The sequence below is a fragment of the Ruegeria sp. HKCCA6707 genome (genome assembly GCF_013033515.1).
Taxonomy (GTDB): Bacteria; Pseudomonadota; Alphaproteobacteria; order Rhodobacterales; family Rhodobacteraceae; genus Ruegeria.
The window spans coordinates 1-18863 of sequence record NZ_WQEG01000021.1; the positions used below are offsets into that span (position 1 = coordinate 1).

13 protein-coding genes and 1 tRNA gene are annotated in these 18863 nt (G+C 56.4%); 5 read left to right on the forward strand and 9 right to left on the reverse strand.

What is annotated here, in order from left to right; genetic code table 11:
• Nucleotides 1–537: 537 nt before the first annotated feature.
• Nucleotides 538–1449, forward strand: a complete 912-nt coding sequence (locus tag GOW40_RS21725; RefSeq protein ID WP_171133903.1) for a hypothetical protein — start codon at nt 538–540, stop codon at nt 1447–1449.
• A gap of 89 nt (nt 1450–1538) precedes the next feature.
• Here the strand turns inward: GOW40_RS21725 and GOW40_RS21730 are convergent, their stop codons facing one another.
• Together GOW40_RS21730 and GOW40_RS21735 are read right to left on the reverse strand one after the other, a co-directional pair.
• Nucleotides 1539–2771 carry an HlyD family secretion protein gene (locus GOW40_RS21730; RefSeq protein WP_171133902.1) on the reverse strand — a complete coding sequence of 411 codons (1233 nt, stop codon included), beginning with the start codon at nt 2769–2771 and terminating at the stop codon, nt 1539–1541.
• 3 nt (nt 2772–2774) lie between these two features.
• Nucleotides 2775–3194, reverse strand: coding sequence for a hypothetical protein (locus GOW40_RS21735; RefSeq protein ID WP_371731881.1), 420 nt, complete (start codon nt 3192–3194; stop codon nt 2775–2777).
• A 134-nt stretch (nt 3195–3328) separates the two neighbouring features.
• Between GOW40_RS21735 and GOW40_RS21740 the strand changes: the two genes are divergently transcribed.
• Both GOW40_RS21740 and GOW40_RS21745 read left to right on the forward strand, forming a co-directional pair.
• The gene (locus GOW40_RS21740) at nt 3329–4402 is read left to right on the forward strand and encodes an FAD-binding oxidoreductase (protein WP_171133901.1); all 1074 of its coding nucleotides are present in this window, start codon (nt 3329–3331) and stop codon (nt 4400–4402) included.
• On the forward strand, nt 4399–5064 hold the full coding sequence (locus GOW40_RS21745) for a DUF938 domain-containing protein (RefSeq protein WP_171133900.1): 666 nt from the start codon (nt 4399–4401) through the stop codon (nt 5062–5064). The genes GOW40_RS21740 and GOW40_RS21745 overlap by 4 nt, the downstream gene beginning before the upstream one ends.
• Nucleotides 5065–5323: 259 nt before the next feature.
• On the opposite strand, the gene GOW40_RS21750 is transcribed toward GOW40_RS21745, so the two are convergent.
• The 5 genes from GOW40_RS21750 to GOW40_RS21770 all read right to left on the reverse strand — a co-directional run bounded on the left by GOW40_RS21750 (nt 5324) and on the right by GOW40_RS21770 (nt 13789).
• Entirely contained in the window at nt 5324–7831 is a 2508-nt protein-coding gene (locus GOW40_RS21750; protein ID WP_171133899.1) for an FAD-dependent oxidoreductase, read from the reverse strand.
• A 137-nt stretch (nt 7832–7968) separates the two neighbouring features.
• On the reverse strand, nt 7969–9318 hold the full coding sequence (locus GOW40_RS21755; protein WP_171133898.1) for a hypothetical protein: 1350 nt from the start codon (nt 9316–9318) through the stop codon (nt 7969–7971).
• A gap of 87 nt (nt 9319–9405) precedes the next feature.
• Nucleotides 9406–10806, reverse strand: coding sequence for an FAD-binding oxidoreductase (locus GOW40_RS21760; protein WP_171133897.1), 1401 nt, complete (start codon nt 10804–10806; stop codon nt 9406–9408).
• 94 nt (nt 10807–10900) lie between these two features.
• Entirely contained in the window at nt 10901–12694 is a 1794-nt protein-coding gene (gene ggt / locus GOW40_RS21765; protein WP_171133896.1) for a gamma-glutamyltransferase, read from the reverse strand.
• 108 nt (nt 12695–12802) lie between these two features.
• Nucleotides 12803–13789, reverse strand: a complete 987-nt coding sequence (locus GOW40_RS21770; protein ID WP_171103585.1) for a D-glycerate dehydrogenase — start codon at nt 13787–13789, stop codon at nt 12803–12805.
• A gap of 196 nt (nt 13790–13985) precedes the next feature.
• Between GOW40_RS21770 and GOW40_RS21775 the strand changes: the two genes are divergently transcribed.
• Nucleotides 13986–14444 (forward strand): SH3 domain-containing protein, encoded by a 459-nt coding sequence (locus GOW40_RS21775; RefSeq protein ID WP_171103631.1) that lies wholly within the window; start codon nt 13986–13988, stop codon nt 14442–14444.
• A 147-nt stretch (nt 14445–14591) separates the two neighbouring features.
• Nucleotides 14592–14666: transfer RNA gene (locus GOW40_RS21780), tRNA-Gln, on the forward strand.
• 279 nt (nt 14667–14945) lie between these two features.
• On the opposite strand, the gene GOW40_RS21785 is transcribed toward GOW40_RS21780, so the two are convergent.
• Complete coding sequence (locus GOW40_RS21785; protein ID WP_171133895.1) at nt 14946–16622, reverse strand: recombinase family protein; 1677 nt, start codon at nt 16620–16622, stop codon at nt 14946–14948.
• A gap of 277 nt (nt 16623–16899) precedes the next feature.
• Nucleotides 16900–18615 carry an adenylate/guanylate cyclase domain-containing protein gene (locus GOW40_RS21790; protein WP_254444551.1) on the reverse strand — a complete coding sequence of 572 codons (1716 nt, stop codon included), beginning with the start codon at nt 18613–18615 and terminating at the stop codon, nt 16900–16902.
• Nucleotides 18616–18863 lie beyond the last annotated feature (248 nt).

Consider the following 18863-nt stretch of genomic DNA (forward strand, 5'->3'; position numbering starts at 1 on the left):
CCCACCAGTCCCCGAAACTCTAGTCCGAGATGGCCCATAACACGGGGGCTAGACAATGACTCGCATGAACTCTACGATCATGGTCGTTCCCATGGTTTTCCCCCCGCGAATTTCACCCCAGCCTTTTTGATACCGTCAAAACGGCAGGCTATTGGTATCTCATAGTGAGATTATCACTCAGCTCGTGACCATTGGACAAGTCTGGCCTCTAATCCAGTATCGTTTAAGCGCCCGACACACACCCAGGGGTAACCTTAGGGTCATTCGGCCGCACCGGCCTGACAGCCATAGGTAGATCAACGCCTTTTTTATAGGCCTGAAATTCGCTTGCACCCGTCGATGGGTCTTTGCGTCACCGAGCATGACGCGCCGCCGGCCTCGCTTACGATCAAGAATTTGTGGCGCCCAATCTCCAGCAGAAAGGTTTGGGTTTTAACAACCGGCAACAACTAAGGCTTGCAATCCCTCACAAGACAAATAGAAAACGGGTTCGTCTCACATCGCGTATGAAATCAAACAAGCATTGGCGCAGACTCTATGGCAAATGCAGTAATCCTATACACCGGGAATGTCTGTTCCACCCCGATGATAGAGTATGCGCGGGAAGCCAAAAATGTGTTTGTGCCGTTTCGTGAGCAGTTCGACTATTATCGGATTTCGGAACAATTCCCGAATGAAGATACAGTTTGCGAAGAGTTCGCAGTTCTTCTACGAGACCTCTTCGAGCGGCGAAACAATCCGTTCTTTGATGACCCGGGCCTAATAGACTTCAGAGGCCAGCGGGCGCTCCCGACCAAGTTCGAAAAGGCCAATATCCTTTTTAAGTGGCGATGCTGGAACCCCAGTCTCAAAGGTGCCGAAAGTATTGCCCGTGTCTTTCAGGACCACGGTGCCAAACCGATCATCATGCTGCGAAGGTCATTGATTGAGCAGGTCACCAAAATCCACCTGTCCGAAAAAGTCTATGGTGGACGCCACCAACAGTTTGCAGCAGCAGCAATGTCTGCAGAAGAATACCAAGACTATCTCGAACAGCAGAACCGGCTAAGAGTCAGGCTTTCCGAAGATGACATCGCAGCTCTTAGTGCGACCGCAACAAAGTTTATCAAGCGGACCAGGTTGTTGATCGACGCACAAGCGACCTTCTTCGGCAAAAAGCCTCTGCAGGTCATCGTTGCCGAAGATATTTTCAAGCCGATGATCGACTACGATGCCTATAATCGAGTTCTGAATAGGGTTTTCCCACCGCGCTCGGTCTTCAAACGTTTGACCGGTTTGCTCTCCGGGCCTGAAACCCTTGTTGAACCCGGATCGGAATCCGCTGTCCGAAAGGGCGGATTGGAATTGTCCCATTGTGAGAATATCGAAGACGTTTGGGCCAATGCAGAACTTGCCGAGCTGGAGGCCCAATACAAGGATATGATTTCAGGGCACACTAAACTGTCTTGAAGGTCACAAGCAGTCCGTACAGCCGATCTTTCTGACTTTTTAGCCCAAGGGTCGAGCGCGATGCGATCTACCTGAGACGACGAGTATTCTCAGTGTCCACTCAGAACCAATGTGTTCACTGGCATCAGGATCAAGCGCAACCGCAAACCTGCCGCGTGAACGACACCAATCGTGTCCACGACATGCAAGAACGCCGCGTCCCAAAAGCCGAGGTCGTCATGTTCCAGCCGCGTGTGATTATCCGTGTAGACATTTGCCAGGCAGTTGCTGCCCGGAGGAATGTCGTCTGCCATACCTTTGTACAAAGGTTCCATATAGACTAGGATCGAACCCGGCACGGTATTGGTTTGAACATCGCGCAATACATCTGACGGGCGGATCTGGCCGGACGGGATGACGTCCTGAACCTCGACCACCACCATAGGGATCACCGTGAAGGGTTTTGTCATACAGCCCAATTCGCCGATCATACCCGGCTTTATCACCTGAGCCGACAGCTGATTGAACGCAGCCTCGAACCGATCATGGCCCGAATGGGAGGGGACGAGAATACCCGCAGGACGCAGCAGCGGGCTGACATAGTCCCCGACTTGCAGACCGAATTGTTCAATCCGGCCTGTGACGCCTGCGTTGATGACGGTTTTATCCAGCTCTGTCAGCGCTGCATCCAGCTGAGCGTTCGCACTGGCCAATTGCGCCGGGATCAGGTCCTGTATCTCCTGTTCCACTGCGGCGCGCCGGGACTGCGCGGCCAGCAATTGCGCTTCGCGCTCGGCCACAAGGTTCTCTAGCCGTTCGATCTCGGCCAATCGCACTGCGCTTGATCCCTGATCACGCAGGGTCGTGTTGCGCTCCAGGTCTTCCAGCGACTGTGCAAGCGCGGCTTGAGCACCGGCAATCCCAGCATCCGCCTCGGCCAGATCTGTTTGGGCCACGTTCAACGACGCCTGAACCTGCGCAATTTGCGCGTGTGCCGATTCGACCTGAGCCCGCTGCGTGAAGTCTTCGATACGAAAGATCGGCTGACCGGCTGTCACCTGTTCATTGTTGCGCACATAGACTTCGGACACACGACCGCCCAGTTGAGGCAAGATCGTGACTGTCCGGAAATACGAGGCAGCCGCGCTGCTGGACGGATGAAAATAGAACAGAGTCGTGATCACGGTCAGCGCCAGAATGGCGCAGGTGGTCAAGCCCCAACGCAACTCGTACCACATGGTAAACAGCGTGATTTCATGTCCGATCCGTTTGCCCTGTACAAAGCGGCGAAACAGGTAATCAGGCAAGACGGTCACAAGCGCACACATCAGAGTTTCAAGCATCGCCTATTGCTCCTGCGCTGCAGCTGCGGAAGGTGTGGGATCAACCGGAGGCTCTTCAATGACAGGGTCCGATTTGCGTTGCGGCCCAAGCGAACGAATGGCGTCAGCGATGCCGCGCAAGGGGGCTGCAAAATCAGGAAATTGGAAGCCCGCAACCAGAATGGCCGCCACCCAGAACAGGCCGTTATGGGTAAAAAGAGCCAACAAGGCCAGTATACCCACCAACTGGAACTGCGGGTGGTTGGACTTATGCGCCAGTTTCTCGGGGATAGCGTGCAAGGTAAAATAGGCGACGCCGATCAGAACAATAACAATGACAGTAAAGACCAGCATGAAGGTGAACAGGAAATCACTTCCATCCGCCTGCGTGACATAGGAGGGAATATGTCCCGTCGACATGGGATGTAAATCCGCTGTGCTCACCCTGCTCTCCTGTCTGTTGTTTGGTCTTTCTTGACGAGGTTGCAGTGCGATTTCAAGGTTGATCTGCCCGTACAAATGGATTTGATCAGTGTCAGACTTCGTCGCAACGTCCTGAAAACGCAGGCAGAGGCAGAATGATTGACTTTCTTGTTATTGGCGGTGGTATCGCGGGGCTGAGCGCAGGCGCGCGGTTATCCGCTTTGGGTCGCGTCACCGTACTCGAAGCCGAAGACGCGCTGGGCTATCACGCGTCGGGCCGGTCGGCGGCATTGTTCGAAGAAAACTATGGCCCGCCTTCAGTGGTGGCTTTGAACCGGGCCGGTGCCGCGTTTTTTCATGACAAGACATCCAACTATCTGACACCCCGCGGACTGATGCTGCTGGGGAAAAAGGATGAAGCAGAGGCTTTTGCCCAAGACGCCGATGATCTTGGCATGACGCCGATCAATGTGCAGGACGCCATTGCACGTGTCCCGATCCTGAACCCTGAAACTGTTGGTTTTGCTGGGGAAAGCTCTAGCGCTTTTGACATAGACACGGATCGGCTGTTGCAGGATTTCGCCAAGATCGTGCGTGTCAATGGCGGTGACGTCCTCACGAAATCCCGTGTCTCTGCGATCCGAAAAGATCGGTATTGGATTGTCGAGGCAGGTCGCGCCTTTGAAGCCCGCACCCTGGTGAATGCCGCCGGTGCTTGGGCGGATCAAATCGCCGCACTTGCCGGGATCAAACCGATTGGCATAGTGCCAAAACGCCGCTCGATGGGTCGCATTCCTGCACCCGGAGGGCATGACGTTCGTAGCTGGCCGATGATGTTGGGCGTGAATGAGGCTTGGTATGCCAAGCCAGACGCGGGAAAGCTGCTGGTGTCGCCATCAGAGGCTGATCCGGTCGCTCCGCATGATGCTTTTGCTGACGATATGGTGCTGGCCGAGGGTATTGCGCGGTATGAGGAGATGGTGACAGAACCCGTCATGCGGCTTGAGGCCAATTGGGCAGGACTGCGCAGCTTTGCCCCTGATGGGGCGCTCGTGCTGGGGCCGGACCCGTCTGATCACAGCTTTGTCTGGTCTGCTGGCCAGGGTGGCTATGGCTTTCAAACCGCACCAGCCGCTTCGCAACTGATTGCTGATCTGATTGCCGGAAAGCCGTCGGAGCTGGACGACAAGACCGTCGCCGCACTGCGCCCCGAACGGCTGCACCGATGACAGAGCGCGCCACCCCGCCAAGCACGCCAATGTCTGGCCAAAGGACAAACAACCGCCTCGTCGCGCCTGCAGCGGCTCGCAATGCGGACGCTCTGTGTAACGTGCTAAAGCGCCTCGCACCGCAATCCGGGAAAGCTCTGGAATTGGCAAGCGGTACAGGGCAGCATGTTGCTGCCTTTGCGCAGCACCTGCCGGGCTTGAACTGGCAACCCACAGAAATCGATCCAAACCGGCGTGCCAGCATCGATGCCTATTCACACGGCCTGAGCAACGTCGCGACGGCACGCCACCTCGACGCAACAGTCTCGGGCTGGGCGTTTGACTTTGGTGAAAAGGACCTGATTGTTCTGATCAACCTCCTGCACCTGATATCCTGGTCCAAAACAGATATTTTGATCGCAGAAACCGCTGCGGCGCTCGCGCCTGGTGGGCAATTTGTTCTTTACGGCCCGTTCATGCGAAACGGGCAGCTAACCAGCGCGGGGGACCAACGCTTCCACACGGCGTTGATCCAACAAGACCCAAAAATCGGCTACAAGAACGACGCTGATATCCTCGGTTTGCTGAAAGAAAGCGGGCTCAATCTGTCGGAGATCGTGGACATGCCCGCCAACAACCTGGCTTTTGTCACACAAAAACCGTCAGGCGAGCCCCGGCCCTGAAAAAGCCTGCAGTGGCAGGCTTGCCTCCGGCGGAGGTATTTTTAAACAGAAGAAGTAACGGATCATTAATCTTGATCGGCGACAGTCGCCAGGCGGTACAGGCGGAGGTGCCGATGACCGCAACAGGAGAAGGCCCCCTGTCCAAAAGCAGGGGGCTGGATCTTTTCAAGTCCCCTGCTTCTTCTGTTCAAAAATACCTCCGCCGGAGGCATGTGCCGCGCAAGCGGTGCATTTTGCATCACCGGCCACCCGTCACGACTCAACCATCTTTGCGGATGGTCTCGTTCTTACGGTCATAGGGGCTGTCGCACGTCACCACAGCGTCCCACAAATTGTCCTGCATCTTGACCTTCAGCTTGGTGCCTTCGACCGCCAACTCGGGTCTTACATAGCCCATGCCGATAGATTTCTCGAAGGCTACCGAATAACCGCCCGAGGTCAAACGCCCCACACGTTCGCCTTCTGGCGTATAAAGTGCCTCGCGTCCCCACGGGTCCGCATCATCCGGCCCGTTAATCAGCAAAGTGCAGCATTTCACGCGCACACCGGTCTCTTCCAGCTTGGCCTTGCCGTGAAAGTTCTTGGACAGGTCGACAAAACGCGGCAGGTCAGCCTCGAGCGGAGTCGCATCGCGACCGAGTTCAGTGCCAAAGGCGCGATAGGATTTCTCCTGGCGCAGCCAGTTTTGCGCGCGAGCCCCGACCAGCTTCATGCCGTGTTTCTCTCCGGCCTGTTCCAGCAGATCGAACAGATAGTTCTGCATCTCGATCGGGTGATGCAGTTCCCAGCCAAGTTCACCAGTATAGGCCACACGGATCGCGTTGACCGGGCACATGCCCAGCTCAATCTGACGAGCCGACAACCATGGAAAGCGCTTGTTGGACAGTGCGGTTTCGGGATCGGCGTCCTTGATGACCTCTTTCAGAACGTCGCGCGATTTGGGTCCGGCGATGGCAAAAACGCCCCATTGGGTGGTCACGTCCTGGATTTCGATATAGCCGAACTCCTCCATCTTGTCCTCGGCGGCCTTGCGCAGATAGTCAGCGTCATACTCTGTCCAGGCTCCGGCGGAGACGAGGTAATAGCTGTTCTCGCCAGTGCGGACGATGGTGTACTCAGTGCGGGTAGTGCCGTGCGAGGTCAGCGCATAGGTCAAGTTGATGCGCCCGACCTTGGGCAGTTTGTTGCAGGTGAACCAATCCAGAAACTGGGTGGCACCGGGGCCTTTGACGACATGTTTGGTGAAGGCTGAGGCGTCGATCAGGCCGACGCCATCGCGGATCGCCTTGGCTTCTTCGACGGCATATTCCCACCAACCGCCACGACGGAACGAACGGCTTTCCTTGTCGAAATTGTCCGGCGCGTTCAGCGGGCCATAATAATTCGGACGTTCCCAGCCATTGACCCAGCCGAACTGCGCGCCGCGGGCCTTCTGGCGGTCATAGGCTGGAACGGTCCGCAGCGGACGGCAGGCTTCGCGTTCTTCATCCGGATGATGCAGAATATAGACATGCTCATAGCATTCTTCGTTCTTGCGCGCCGCAAATTCGGTGGTCATCCAGTTCGAGGAATAGCGTTTGGGGTCCAATGAGGCCATGTCGATCTCGGCCTCACCCTCGACCATCATTTGCGCAAGGTAGTAGCCGGTGCCACCTGCGGCGGTGATGCCAAAGGAAAAGCCTTCGGCCAGCCACATATTGCGCAGGCCCGGAGCCGGTCCAACCAGCGGGTTGCCGTCTGGCGTATAGCAGATCGGGCCGTTGAAATCATCTTTCAGGCCCGAATCCGCACAGGATGGCACGCGTTCGGCCATCGCCATGTATTGATCCGCAATTCGGTCGATATCCAGCGGGAACAGGTCGGCGCGGAAACTGTCCGGCACGCCATACTCAAAGCGCGCAGGCGCACCGTGTTCGTAGATGCCCAGAATCCAGCCGCCGCGCTCTTCACGCGCATAGGATTCGTTGTCGGCATCGCGCACAACCGGGTGTTCTGGGTTACCGGCTTCGCGCCATTTGACCAATTCGGGGTCTTTGTCCATGACGATGAAAGTGTGCTCGACCGGGATCGCAGGCATCTTGATGCCCAGCATCTTGGCGGTGCGCTGCGCGTGGTTGCCCGATGCGGTCACCACATGCTCGGCTGTGATCACCACCTGCTCGTCTGAGGGAACAAGGTTGCCGCCCTGCTCGACCATTTTGGTACAGGTGACTTCCCAATGAGTGCCATTCCAGTGGAAGGCGTCGGCTTGCATCTTGCGGACGATGTCAACGCCGCGCTGGCGCGCGCCTTTGGCCATCGCCTGGGTGACATCGGCAGGGTTAATATAGCCGTCTTCAGAGTGGTAGATCGCGCCTTTCAGATCGCCGGTTTCGATCAGTGGCCAACGTTCCTTGATCTGCTCAGGCGTCAGCCATTCATATTTGACGTCACAAGTCTCGGCTGTGGACGCGTAGAGCATGTATTCGTCCATGCGGTCCTGCGTCTGCGCCATGCGCAGGTTCCCAACCACGGCAAAGCCCGCATTCAGGCCGGTTTCTTCCTCGAGCGTCTTGTAGAAGTCGACCGAGTATTTGTGGATATGCGTCGTCGCATATGACATATTGAAAAGCGGCAGCAGACCGGCCGCGTGCCAGGTGGACCCCGATGTCAGCTCATCCCGCTCGATTAGCATCACGTCATCCCAGCCTGCCTTGGCCAGGTGATAGGCAATTGATGTCCCAATGGCGCCACCGCCAACAACCAATGCTTTGACTTGGGTTTTCATAACCGGCGTCTCCCTAGAATTCAGCTGACACCATATGGCGCATTTGCGGGTCAAAACGCGACAGTCATCCGACCCCTGATCAATAAAAAACGACCCGCTTTAGGGGCGGGCCGCAAAATTTGAACATCGATGTTGTTTTAGTTGCCGACAGCACAGCGCTTGTTCGCGCCCCACATCGAGCAAGACTTGGTATCCAAACTTCCTTTACGCACCTTGACCTCGGCAGACTGAGAACGGCTTCCTGATCCGCTGAAGATCGAGGTCAATCCGCTGAGCAATCCGCCGCCCGAAGACGCCTGCGTGGGAACGGGCTGCTGAGTTGGGTCGGCCTGTTCAGCACTGCCACCGGTCACCTTGGCGAAAAGACGGCCGAACATGCCTTGCTCCTGATTGGTGCTTGCTTGTTCGGGTTGATCATACATCAAATCGTTCAAGCCTTTACGATACCCCAATTGCATCAACTCTTGCGGTGAAGAGATTTTGTTCGCAGTCAGGTCGAACGTATCACCCGGCAAGCCGTAGCTTCCAGCAAGTGTGTTCGCCACCAGCGACAGGTTGTCCAGATTGTTTATCCGCATCTGGGCCAGTTCACCGCGCAGTTTGACGAATTCGGTGCGCAGTTTGGCCATATCGACTGCAAGCTCAGGCTCGACTGCCTTATCGATCACCCGATCATTGCTGACCCCCGGCACAGGCAGGCTAAGCAACGCATTCAGTCCGTCATAGTCGACCTGTTGAAGGAACGAGTAAACCTCGTCGCGGGGCGCATCCGACATGACCTTCAGGCGAATTTCCTGCCCCAGACCCAGCGTACCAACATAGGTTTTGAAACTGACCTGTTTTCCGGTTTCAGCTATTTTCTTCTTCATCAAAGCCCAATTTGTGCGGGTTCCCTTCGACACATCGTAAAAGTCGCCCGCGACCTCTTCGAAAAAGGCGACGCCCCCGATGACACCCAGCGCGGCGTAATCGGTGCCTTTGAAGTTCATTCCGGCCAACGATGCTTCTATGTTGCCGACAATCGTGTTCTGGTTTGGACTACTGACCAACCGCGCTTGCAACCAGATGGTTTTTTCGCCGTTCTCATAAAGCCACCCGATGCGATCCAGCTTGTCGGCGCGGACCTTGGCCTCTTGCACTGCAACTTCGATCGCCAGGGGCCGGGCTGCTGCACTTGCCTTGGCTTGTTCGGCGCCAAGGCGGGCATCCACGGTATAGTCGTGATCGGTTATCGCGCGGCGCACCCATTCTTCGCTGCTTGGGGACAAATAGGGCTTGGCACCTTGCCGCCAGCGCTTCTGCCGGTCTTGTTCGACCTCTTCAGCAAGCCGTTCCTCTTGGTAGAGGTTAAAACGGCTGGCAACCGTGTCGAAATACCCTTCAAGCGTCAGGGTTTCTTCGTGCTTTTTGTCCTGCTGGTAATAATCCAGCCCAACCACAACTGCCAACGCGACTATTGCGAATCCTAAGAACCGCAGGAAATCCATTTGAGACCTCAAAACACTTTCTGCTCCGAGGTCTCGGATCTCATAACATTGAGGCAAGGTTATGGCCCGAAATGGCCCACGAAAGGGTCAATCCAGGATCTTGCCGGGGTTCATGATGTTGTCAGGGTCAAGCGCTGCCTTTATCGCCGACATATAGCCGGTCGCGGCTCCTAACTCTTTGATCAGATAAGGACGTTTCCCTTGTCCGATGCCATGCTCACCCGTGCAGGTGCCGTCCATCGAAATCGCAAGCTCGTTCAGCCAATCCACAAACTCCTCGGCGTTGGCCACCTCCTCTGGGCTGTCCATATCGAGCAGGACCAGCGTGTGGAAGTTTCCATCGCCGACATGACCAACAATCGGGGCCAAAAGGTCCAGTTCTTCGGCTTTTTTCTGTGTCAGACCAACGCATTCGGCCAAACGCGAAATCGGGACGCAGACATCCGTGGAAATCCCGCGGGCACCCGGGCGCAATTGCAGGCTGGCCCAGTACATATCGTGCCGCGCCTGCCAAAGCTTGGTGCGCTCTTCGCTGGTGGAGGTTGCGGCAAAGTCCCTGCCCTCGAACTCTTCGGCAATTCCTCCAAAGGTTTCCGCCTGCTCTTTTGCACCGTTCTCCGACCCGTGAAATTCAAGCAGCAAGAGCGGCGATTCAGGCAGATTAAGGCCAGAATAAGCGTTGGCTGCTTTGACGGACATTTCATCCAGCAGTTCAATCCGCGCCACGGGGATACCGTATTGGATCGTCATCATAACGGCCTGACAGGCCGCATCCACCGTTGGAAACGAACAGCGAGCCGATGTGATGGCCTCGGGGATCCCCTGCAAACGCAATGTGATTTCAGTGATAATGCCCAGCGTACCCTCGGCCCCGATCAGCAAGCGGGTTAGATCATACCCGGCCGAAGACTTTTTCGCTCGATGACCGGTGCGAATGATCTGCCCGTCCGGCATTACCGCCTCAAGGCTTAGGATATTGTCTTTCATCGTCCCATAGCGCACCGCGTTTGTGCCCGACGCCCGCGTCGCCGCCATGCCGCCCAATGAGGCATTGGCCCCCGGATCGATTGGAAAAAACAAACCCTGATCGCGCAGATAGGTGTTCAAGTCTTCGCGGGTGACGCCGGGTTGCACAACACAATCCAGATCGCTGGCATGCACCGCCAGAACCTTATTCATCTGCATCAAGTCAACCGAAATACCCCCGGCGGGCGCGTTCACATGCCCTTCGAGCGAGGTTCCCGTGCCAAACGGGATCACCGGAACTTTGTGCGCCGCGCAGGTCTTGACGATCTCGGCAACCTCTTCGGTCGAGTGTGGAAAGACCACGGCATCGGGGTTTTGATTGTCGATCCAAGTGGTCGTATGCCCATGCTGTTCGCGGATGGCCGCGCCTGTCTGCAGACGATCACCGAAACGTTGTTTCAGAACCCCAATCGCGGTTTCGATCCCCTGTTCGTTGCGGGGCAAGGCCATTGCCTGAACCATTATGTTCCTCCCTTGGCCCAAAGACAAAGCGGGCCTTTCAGCACTATGACTAAAAGGCCCGCCGATGGCGCGCAATGATTTTGAGGATGAGAGCTTATTCGCCCAACGCGATCCCTTCGCGACGCGGGTCGGCTCCACCGCTCAGGCCCTCACCGATCTCGATAGCATGCAGGCCCGAAGTTAGGTCGCGGGCGTTTACCTCGTACCCAAGCTCTGCCAGCGCGTCGGAATACCCTTCGGCGGCGGTGCCAGCTTCGACATCATAGGTGCCGAAACGGTTTACCAGATGGGGCAACATCACGGCCTGCTGGACATCCATATCCCAATCGGCCCAGGCGATGATCGATTTGGCCACATATCCGATGATCCGACTGCCACCGGGCGACCCGATAGCCAGAACCGGCGCACCGTCTTCAAGAACGATCGTGGGGCTCATGGATGAACGCGGGCGTTTGCCCGGTTCAAGCCGATTTGCGATGGGCACGCCATCGGAATGAGTGCGGAACGAGAAATCGGTCAGCTCGTTGTTCAGAAGGAACCCGTTGGTCATCAGGCGCGACCCAAAACCGTTCTCGATGGTGGTCGTCATCGACAAGACGTTGCCATAGGCATCGACGATCGAGATATGAGAGGTCGACGGCAATTCGATCGAGACATCATCAGCCCAGTTGAGCGCATGGTCAAATTCGGGATTGCCGGGCGCAACCTCTTCCAGCGCTGTGGTTCCAGACATCAGCCCCGCGCGTTCAGCCAGATAGGCCGGATCGACCAAACCCTGCGTCGGGACGGGCACAAAATCACTATCCGCCATGTATCGGCCCCGATCAGCAAATGCCAGGCGCGAGGCCTCACCGATCAGACGCCAGGCCTCGGCGCTTTCGGGACCCATTGCACCCAGATCATAACTGTCCAGCATACCCAGAATCTGCCCCACCGTCAGCGCACCGGACGATGGTGGCCCCATGCCGCAGACCTCGTAAGACCGGTAATTGGCACAGACCGGTTCGCGCTCGATCACCTGATACAGCGCCAGGTCAATGCCGGACAAAACGCCGGGGTTGCCGGGAGCATTGCGCACTGTGTTCACGATCCCGGAGGCAACATCACCACCATAGAACCCGGCAGCCCCCTGAGACGCCAGCGCCTTGAGCGTGTCTGCATAAGCCTGATTGGTCAGCCGCTGCCCCTGCGCCAAAGGCTCACCACCGGGCAGGAAATAGTCAGCAGTGGCAGGAAAGCGCGCCAGTCGTTCCGCGTCCGCTTCTACTAGCGATGCCAATCGCGGCGACACAAGAAACCCGTCTTCGGCCAGGGCAATGCCATCGTCAAACAAGGACGGCCACGGGCTGCGGCCCCAACGACGATGTGCTTCTGCCATCAAGGCAGGGGTGCCGGGGGTTCCCACAGACAACCCACCGACTACCGCATCAAAGAATTTCAGTGGCTCACCATTTTCGTCCTGAAACAACGTGGGCCGCGCCGCGAGCGGAGCGGTTTCCCGCCCGTCCAACGTAGTCAGTGATCCGCTGGTCGCATCATGCCAAACCAAAAAGGCACCGCCGCCCAACCCGGAAGACTGAGGCTCGACCAGGCCCAGAACAACTTGCACCGCAACCATCGCATCTGCTGCTGTGCCGCCCGCCCGCAGCACCCGTGCACCAGCCTCAACGGCCAATGGGTTCGCCGCAGCAACCATCCAATTCTCGGATTCGACCGGCACACCGGCCAGCTTAGCTTCAAGCGCCGCAATGACCTGCTCGGTCAGGGCCTGAGCTTCGCCTTCGGTTGCCGCCTCGGGCGCAACGGCGTCAGCGGTTTCCTGCGCCCATAGCGGGCCGGCAATAAAAGTCGCCGATAACAACAACCCCGATATCAAACTCGCACGCATGTGGATCTCCCTTTTGGTCAAAATCAATAGCGTTCGCTCGCGCCGGATAAACCGCGCAACACGATGTTCAAATCAAGACAGCAGGCCCGGCCCAAAAAGGGGCATAAATCACAGCATCGACGGAACAACCTGATCCGGCGGCCGGTGACCATCTTCGAAGGTCTTGATATTAATAATAACTTTCTCACCCATCTCGATCCGACCCTCAAGCGTCGCCGAGCCCATATGGGGTAGAAGAACGACATTGGGCAATTGCCGCAAACGAGGATTGGCGTCGGTGCCATGTTCATAGACATCCAGCCCCGCGCCCGCGATTTCACCGGCACGCAGCATCCGGGTCAATGCGTTTTCGTCGATAACCTCGCCGCGCGACGTATTCACGACCACTGCTGTGGGTTTCATAAGCTTTAGCCGCCGCGCATTCATCAGATGGAAAGTCGAAGGCGTCGATGGGCAATTGATCGAGATCACGTCCATCCGCGCAACCATCTGGTCAAGGCTATCCCAATAGGTCGCCTCCAGCTCTTGCTCGATCTCGGGGCGCAGCTTGCGCCGGTTGTGATAATGCACCTGCATACCAAAGGCCCGCGCACGCCGCGCAACCGCTTGCCCGATCCGGCCCATGCCCAAAATGCCAAGCCTCCGCCCGCCGACCCGACCGCCAAGCAAAGCGGTCGGAGCCCAACCGGCCCAATCGCCTTTTTGCATGACGCTCAGCCCCTCGGGGATCCGGCGCGTTACCGCAAGGATCAACCCCATGGTCATGTCAGCGGTGTCATCGGTCAACACACCCGGTGTATTCGAAACCAGGATCCCGCGCTGGCGTGCCGTGGCCACATCAATATTGTCGACGCCAGCCCCATAGTTTGCAATCAGACGCAACTGCTCGCCCGCCTGCCCCAGAACACCTCCGTCAATGGTGTCCGTGATCGTTGGCACCAAGACATCAGCCGTCTTGACTGCAGCGACCAATTCATCCCGGCTCATGGGGTTGTCGGTGTCGCGCAACGTGACATCGAACAGCTCGCTCAACCGGGTTTCAACAGCCTCGGGCAATCGTCGCGTAACAACAACACTCAGACGTTCTCTTGGCACCTTGGCCCTCCTATTGTTTTGCAAACGGTCACGCGCCATGGCATCGTGGCGCAGGATCAGGCGGGGCACAAGAACCCTTGGGCACAGACCCACCCTTTTTTGAGAGCGCAGAAGACAAACATAAGAGCAGGCAGTGAGTGCTATTTTTTCGCTAGATCGTCGTGTGTTGGCGTTTGCTTTGGTTTTCCTCGCATTTATGGGACCGGTGGCGGCCCTAGCGCAGGATGCGCGTGGCTCGGTCACGAATCTGCCGCTGCCACGTTTTGTGTCGATGAAAGCCGCCGAGGGCAATGTCCGGCGCGGCCCGTCACTGACCCATCGCATCGATTGGGTCTTCAAGCGCCGCGGGATGCCTTTGCAGATCACGGCCGAATACGGAAACTGGAGGAAAGTTCAGGATCGCGACGGCGCTGGCGGTTGGGTCCACTATGCGCTTTTATCGGGAGTCCGCACGGTGTTGATCGAGTCCGATCTGCTGCCGGTTTATGCCTCTGCGGATCCGCAATCTCAGGTCAACGCGCAATTCGAGTCGGGCGTTGTCGCACGATTGGGTAGCTGCACGCTCGACTGGTGTCAGATCTCGGCTGGCGGATATCGCGGGTGGACGATGAAAGAGAATCTCTGGGGTGTTGGTCCAGAGGAAATAAGAGAGTGACGGCAAAAACCATGTCGATTCCGCAGGGTTATTCGTTGTCAAACAGCACGGCCCAGCGCGCATAGATATTTTTTCCGAGACTCGTTGAAATTTTGCGCCAACCCTCTTGAACCCGGTCAGCAACAGTCGTAGATAGCCGCTCACCGTTGGGGTGTAGCCAAGTGGTAAGGCAGCGGTTTTTGGTACCGTGTATCGTAGGTTCGAATCCTACCACCCCAGCCACTACACTCTAAATTATTGATATAATGCAGATTTTTGCTTTTCAGCCCGTAGTTTCGGGCAGCTTCAGAGATATAAAAATATCCCAGACCGACAGATCTACGATATCCTGCCCGTTTCCCCGAAAAGTCTGGAATCGCCATTTCCGCGGTAGCAGTTTGGGCGAATGTGATGGTGGCAGCATCGCCCTTCGTGCGGACATAACCCAGTTGCATATTGCCGGAAGCCAAAACCAGCGACGATCAGCGCCGCAGGCGCAAAAATTGTTTTGGATGCAGTCGCTTACAGAGCCGCGAAGGCGTCGCGCTGCTCTTTCCAGATTGGTGAGAAGGCATGGCGCTTGAGCCGGTCGGACGTCATACCGACGGGCTGTCGCCCTTCGCGGATGGCCCGGATCACGTCTGGTGCCAGGAACGCCAGTTCGATCAGTTGCTGAACCCGGCGTTTCGAGACGCCTTCGGTTTCCGCTATCTCAGCAAAGGTTTTGCCCGACCGGACCAGATCAAAATATCGATGTCCACGGGCGATGTTTCGCAGCAGGGTTGCATCGATCTCCGGCGGCGCGTCACCGATGATCAGCCTGGTTTCCACGCCGCGCTTGCGGTGCTGGAACGCTGAGGTGATGGTCAGCAGGTCTTCCACGATACGCGCCGCATCCACATCAAGATGACTTGCGAGATGCTCGCCTGACAAGCCGATGCGGATGTCGCCGGGCGCGATATCGATGCGGTCGACTAGTTTAAGGCAGTGGCGCAGCGCATCCTTGACAGCGGCAGTGTCGTTTTCGAACAGTTCGGACAAGCGCGCTCCGACCCCGACGGTTTCATCGGCGGTCGCGTCACACAAGATGCCTGCACGCACCTCCGGTTCTTTCAAATGACGCTTGACCAGATCAGCGACCTTGTCTTCCAACTCCGCTGCTGGCAACCGCCATCCCGATGGATCACGTGGTGCCGTTCCGCGCACCAGCCGATGAGAAACACAATATCTGAGTTTGCGGCCTTTGGCGGTTTTCGAATGGCTTGGAGTCAGACGATCTCCGATCTGATCGTAGATCCTGCCAGCCAGCGGCGAGGCCGATGCTTTTGCGCCCTTTCGGTTCCGCTTGGTGAAGGTTCGATCCTTTGCCGAGTCTGATCGCAGCTGATCCTGGATGCTGTCCCAGACCTCAGGGTCTATCAATGGCGGATGTTGCCCGGGATAGACTTTCGCGTGGTGCCGTATGCGGCCGGCATAAACCGGGTTGGTCAGAATGTAGTATATGTGCCCGTAACTGAACAGCGCGCCGCCTTTTACCCCGCCCGAGATCAGCGTTCGCACTGGTGTCTTCAGGCCAAGCGCATCAACCGTTTCTTTAACAACGCGCGTGTTCCGGTTCTCGAGATACAGGTCATAGATCGTGCGGATCACATCGGCATCGGGTTCGGCAATCTTAAGCGACCGTCCATCTGCGGCGTAGCCCAGCGGGACCGTTGCGCCCATCCACAGACCCTTCTTCTTTGAGGCCGCGATCTTGTCTCGGATGCGCTCGGCGGTGACTTCGCGTTCGAATTGGGCAAAGCTCAAAAGCATGTTCAGTGTCAGCCGCCCCATGCTGGTGGCGGTGTTGAAGGATTGCGTGACCGAGACGAAAGATGTCCCCGCCGCATCCAGCCGTTCGACCATCTTGGCAAAGTCCGCCAGCGAGCGCGTGAGCCTGTCGATCTTGTAAACAAGGATCTGATCGACAGCACCCCGGTCGATGTCAGCAAGCAGGCGCTGCAAACCCGGGCGCTCCATGCTGCCGCCGGAGAGACCGCCATCGTCGTACCGGTCCGGCAGCAGCACCCAGCCTTCTGCTTTCTGACTGGCGATGTAGGCAGCGCAGGCCTCGTATTGAGCATCGAGAGAGTTGAACTCCTGCTCAAGACCGTCTTCGGAACTCTTGCGGGTGTAGATGGCGCAGCGGATCTTCTTCATGCGTCAGTCCCTACTCTACGCGCATTTGCCAAGTTTCACGAGAGCATTCAAGCGCGCAACCGGGCGAGCGCCATCCGATTTTCGCGACGCGCTTGGATCACTTCAAAGCTGATTTGAGTTTGAAGCAAGCTAGTCAGTGCTGGCAGCACTGAATGGCTGTTTTGTCCGCAGAGCAGTCATTCAGTGGAATTGACGGAACGGCTGCTACGAGCCCAATGCGGACACAGTGGGTATCAGTTTCCAAGAAAAATTGAGATGCCATAAATCAGCGTTACACTTATTCGGGCAGGCCGGCCAAACGCAGAGACGCGCAGTCTTTCTCTAATTGTTCTATATCAGAGAAAAGCTGAGTTTTCGCCCAATCCGATATGGAAAACTGAGGACGGTATTTCATTACATTCTGTGCTTCATCGCGAGCGGCCTCAAGGTTATCCGTTTCCACATGTACGATAACGAGGTCTAGGTGACCAAAGCCTTCAACCCTTTGACCATATTCGGCGAATGCCTCCTTGGCTTCCTCGTATCGACTATCGAGCCGAAGTGCCAAACCCAAAACGCCAGCGTACCAGCCCGGATAATGAGGGTTGAGAGTAATGGCTTGCCGCGCCACACGGATAGCTTCTTTTGCCTGTCCATTGAATGCCAATGTAATCGACAACCTTGCAGCCACATCAGCGTGGTTTGGATTTAGCTCCAGCGCTTCATTGAACTTCTCGATAGCCGACACCAGCTTGCCATCAATTGCATCCGCGAAACCTGCAATTGCGTGAGCTTCCGGGTTATAGCTGTCTATTTCCAGAGCAAACCGAGCGCAGTCACGAGCCTCTGCCAGCGCAGCACTTCGGTCTACTACAAAGCCGTGCCTTGCTTCGACAGTGCAAATGAACCCCAAAGTACAATGTGGCGCAGAGTAGTTAGGATCGAGGGAAATTGCCTGTTGCGCAAACCGGCGAGCGTCGGCCTGTGCTTCTTTTGTTATCCTGCGCGAAGCTTCGACGGCTTGCAATTGAGCAGTCCAGGCATCAAGATTTTTTGTCCCCGAACCTCTGAATCGGGCCATCTCACCAGCCAAGAGCTCGACTTGAAGCTCGGTCGCTATCCTAAGGGCAATTTCATCCTGAACTTCGAATACGTCTTCTATGAGGCGATCATACCGGTCTGCCCAAATGTGCATTCCAGACTTCGCATCGATTAGCTGCGCAGTAATCCGCACGCGACTACCGCTTTGGCGTACACTTCCCTCGAGAACAAGATCGACGCCCTGTTCCAGTCCGACCTGTTTCACGTCCACAGAACGCCCTTTGTAGACGAATGTAGAGTTGCGCGCGACGACCAGTAAATTCGGGAGTTTTGATAAAGTGGTGATGATCTCTTCGGTAATGCCATCTGCAAAAAACTCCTGATCGGGGTCAGAAGAAAGATTATCAAAAGGTAAGACGCCGATTAGCAGAGACTTTGTATGGCTAGCCGGAGTTACTCGCGGTGGGGCAGAACCTGGCGGCGACCATTGGAAAACTTCTATTGGTGACGGCGCGTTCTTAAACTGTCGCTCTCCAGCGCGATAAAATTGCTCAGCGAGACGCTCGTCAAGGCTGCGATGGACGACATCTGAAATTAACACAGCCCCTTCACTGGATGCCTCTTGTAACCGTGCGGATAGATTTATGCCGTCGCCGAAAATGTCGTCTTCCTCGAATACGACATCTCCAAGATGAACGCCTACTCGTAGTTTCAGTGAGGACTGAGTTGACACTTGGCTTTGAAGATCGAGGGCGCATCGCACCGCGTCAGACACCGAGTTAAACTCGACTATCCATCCATCACCCATCCTTTTGACGACACTACCGCGATGATCGCTAACCAAGGGATCAAATAACTCTCGACGCAAAACACGAAGTTCGCTGAGAGTTCTGTTTTCATCTGCCTTCATCTGGCCTGAGTAGTTTACTACATCGGCCGAGAGCACTGCGGAAAGTCTGCGGTCTCCGTTCATGTCTATTCGTAACGCATAATACGTTACGTGGGAAAGAGATCGTATATCTGGAACCTTCACACGAACTTCGACCGGCTGCTTTGTCCGCACACCCGAAATTGACTAACGTTGTTCCCGACGCCTAAAACGCGGTGGTTCCACTTTGTAGCTTGTCCAGGTGAGGCCCCTAGTTAACCTTGCGCAATGCCGCCGCGCCAACTCGGAACACAGATCCAGCCCATCCCGATTTCCAGCATCTCAGATGACTA

Bases quoted from the DNA above. Each gene is read 5' to 3' on its own strand.
- GOW40_RS21745 (WP_171133900.1), top strand. From the start codon at position 4,399: ATGACAGAGCGCGCCACCCCGCCAAGCACGCCAATGTCTGGCCAAAGG.
- GOW40_RS21725 (WP_171133903.1), top strand. From the start codon at position 538: ATGGCAAATGCAGTAATCCTATACACCGGGAATGTCTGTTCCACCCCG.
- GOW40_RS21775 (WP_171103631.1), top strand. From the start codon at position 13,986: ATGGGACCGGTGGCGGCCCTAGCGCAGGATGCGCGTGGCTCGGTCACG.
- GOW40_RS21740 (WP_171133901.1), top strand. From the start codon at position 3,329: ATGATTGACTTTCTTGTTATTGGCGGTGGTATCGCGGGGCTGAGCGCA.
- GOW40_RS21730 (WP_171133902.1), bottom strand. From the start codon at position 2,771: ATGCTTGAAACTCTGATGTGTGCGCTTGTGACCGTCTTGCCTGATTAC.
- ggt (WP_171133896.1), bottom strand. From the start codon at position 12,694: ATGCGTGCGAGTTTGATATCGGGGTTGTTGTTATCGGCGACTTTTATT.
- GOW40_RS21785 (WP_171133895.1), bottom strand. From the start codon at position 16,622: ATGAAGAAGATCCGCTGCGCCATCTACACCCGCAAGAGTTCCGAAGAC.
- GOW40_RS21760 (WP_171133897.1), bottom strand. From the start codon at position 10,806: ATGGTTCAGGCAATGGCCTTGCCCCGCAACGAACAGGGGATCGAAACC.
- GOW40_RS21790 (WP_254444551.1), bottom strand. From the start codon at position 18,615: ATGAACGGAGACCGCAGACTTTCCGCAGTGCTCTCGGCCGATGTAGTA.
- GOW40_RS21750 (WP_171133899.1), bottom strand. From the start codon at position 7,831: ATGAAAACCCAAGTCAAAGCATTGGTTGTTGGCGGTGGCGCCATTGGG.
- GOW40_RS21755 (WP_171133898.1), bottom strand. From the start codon at position 9,318: ATGGATTTCCTGCGGTTCTTAGGATTCGCAATAGTCGCGTTGGCAGTT.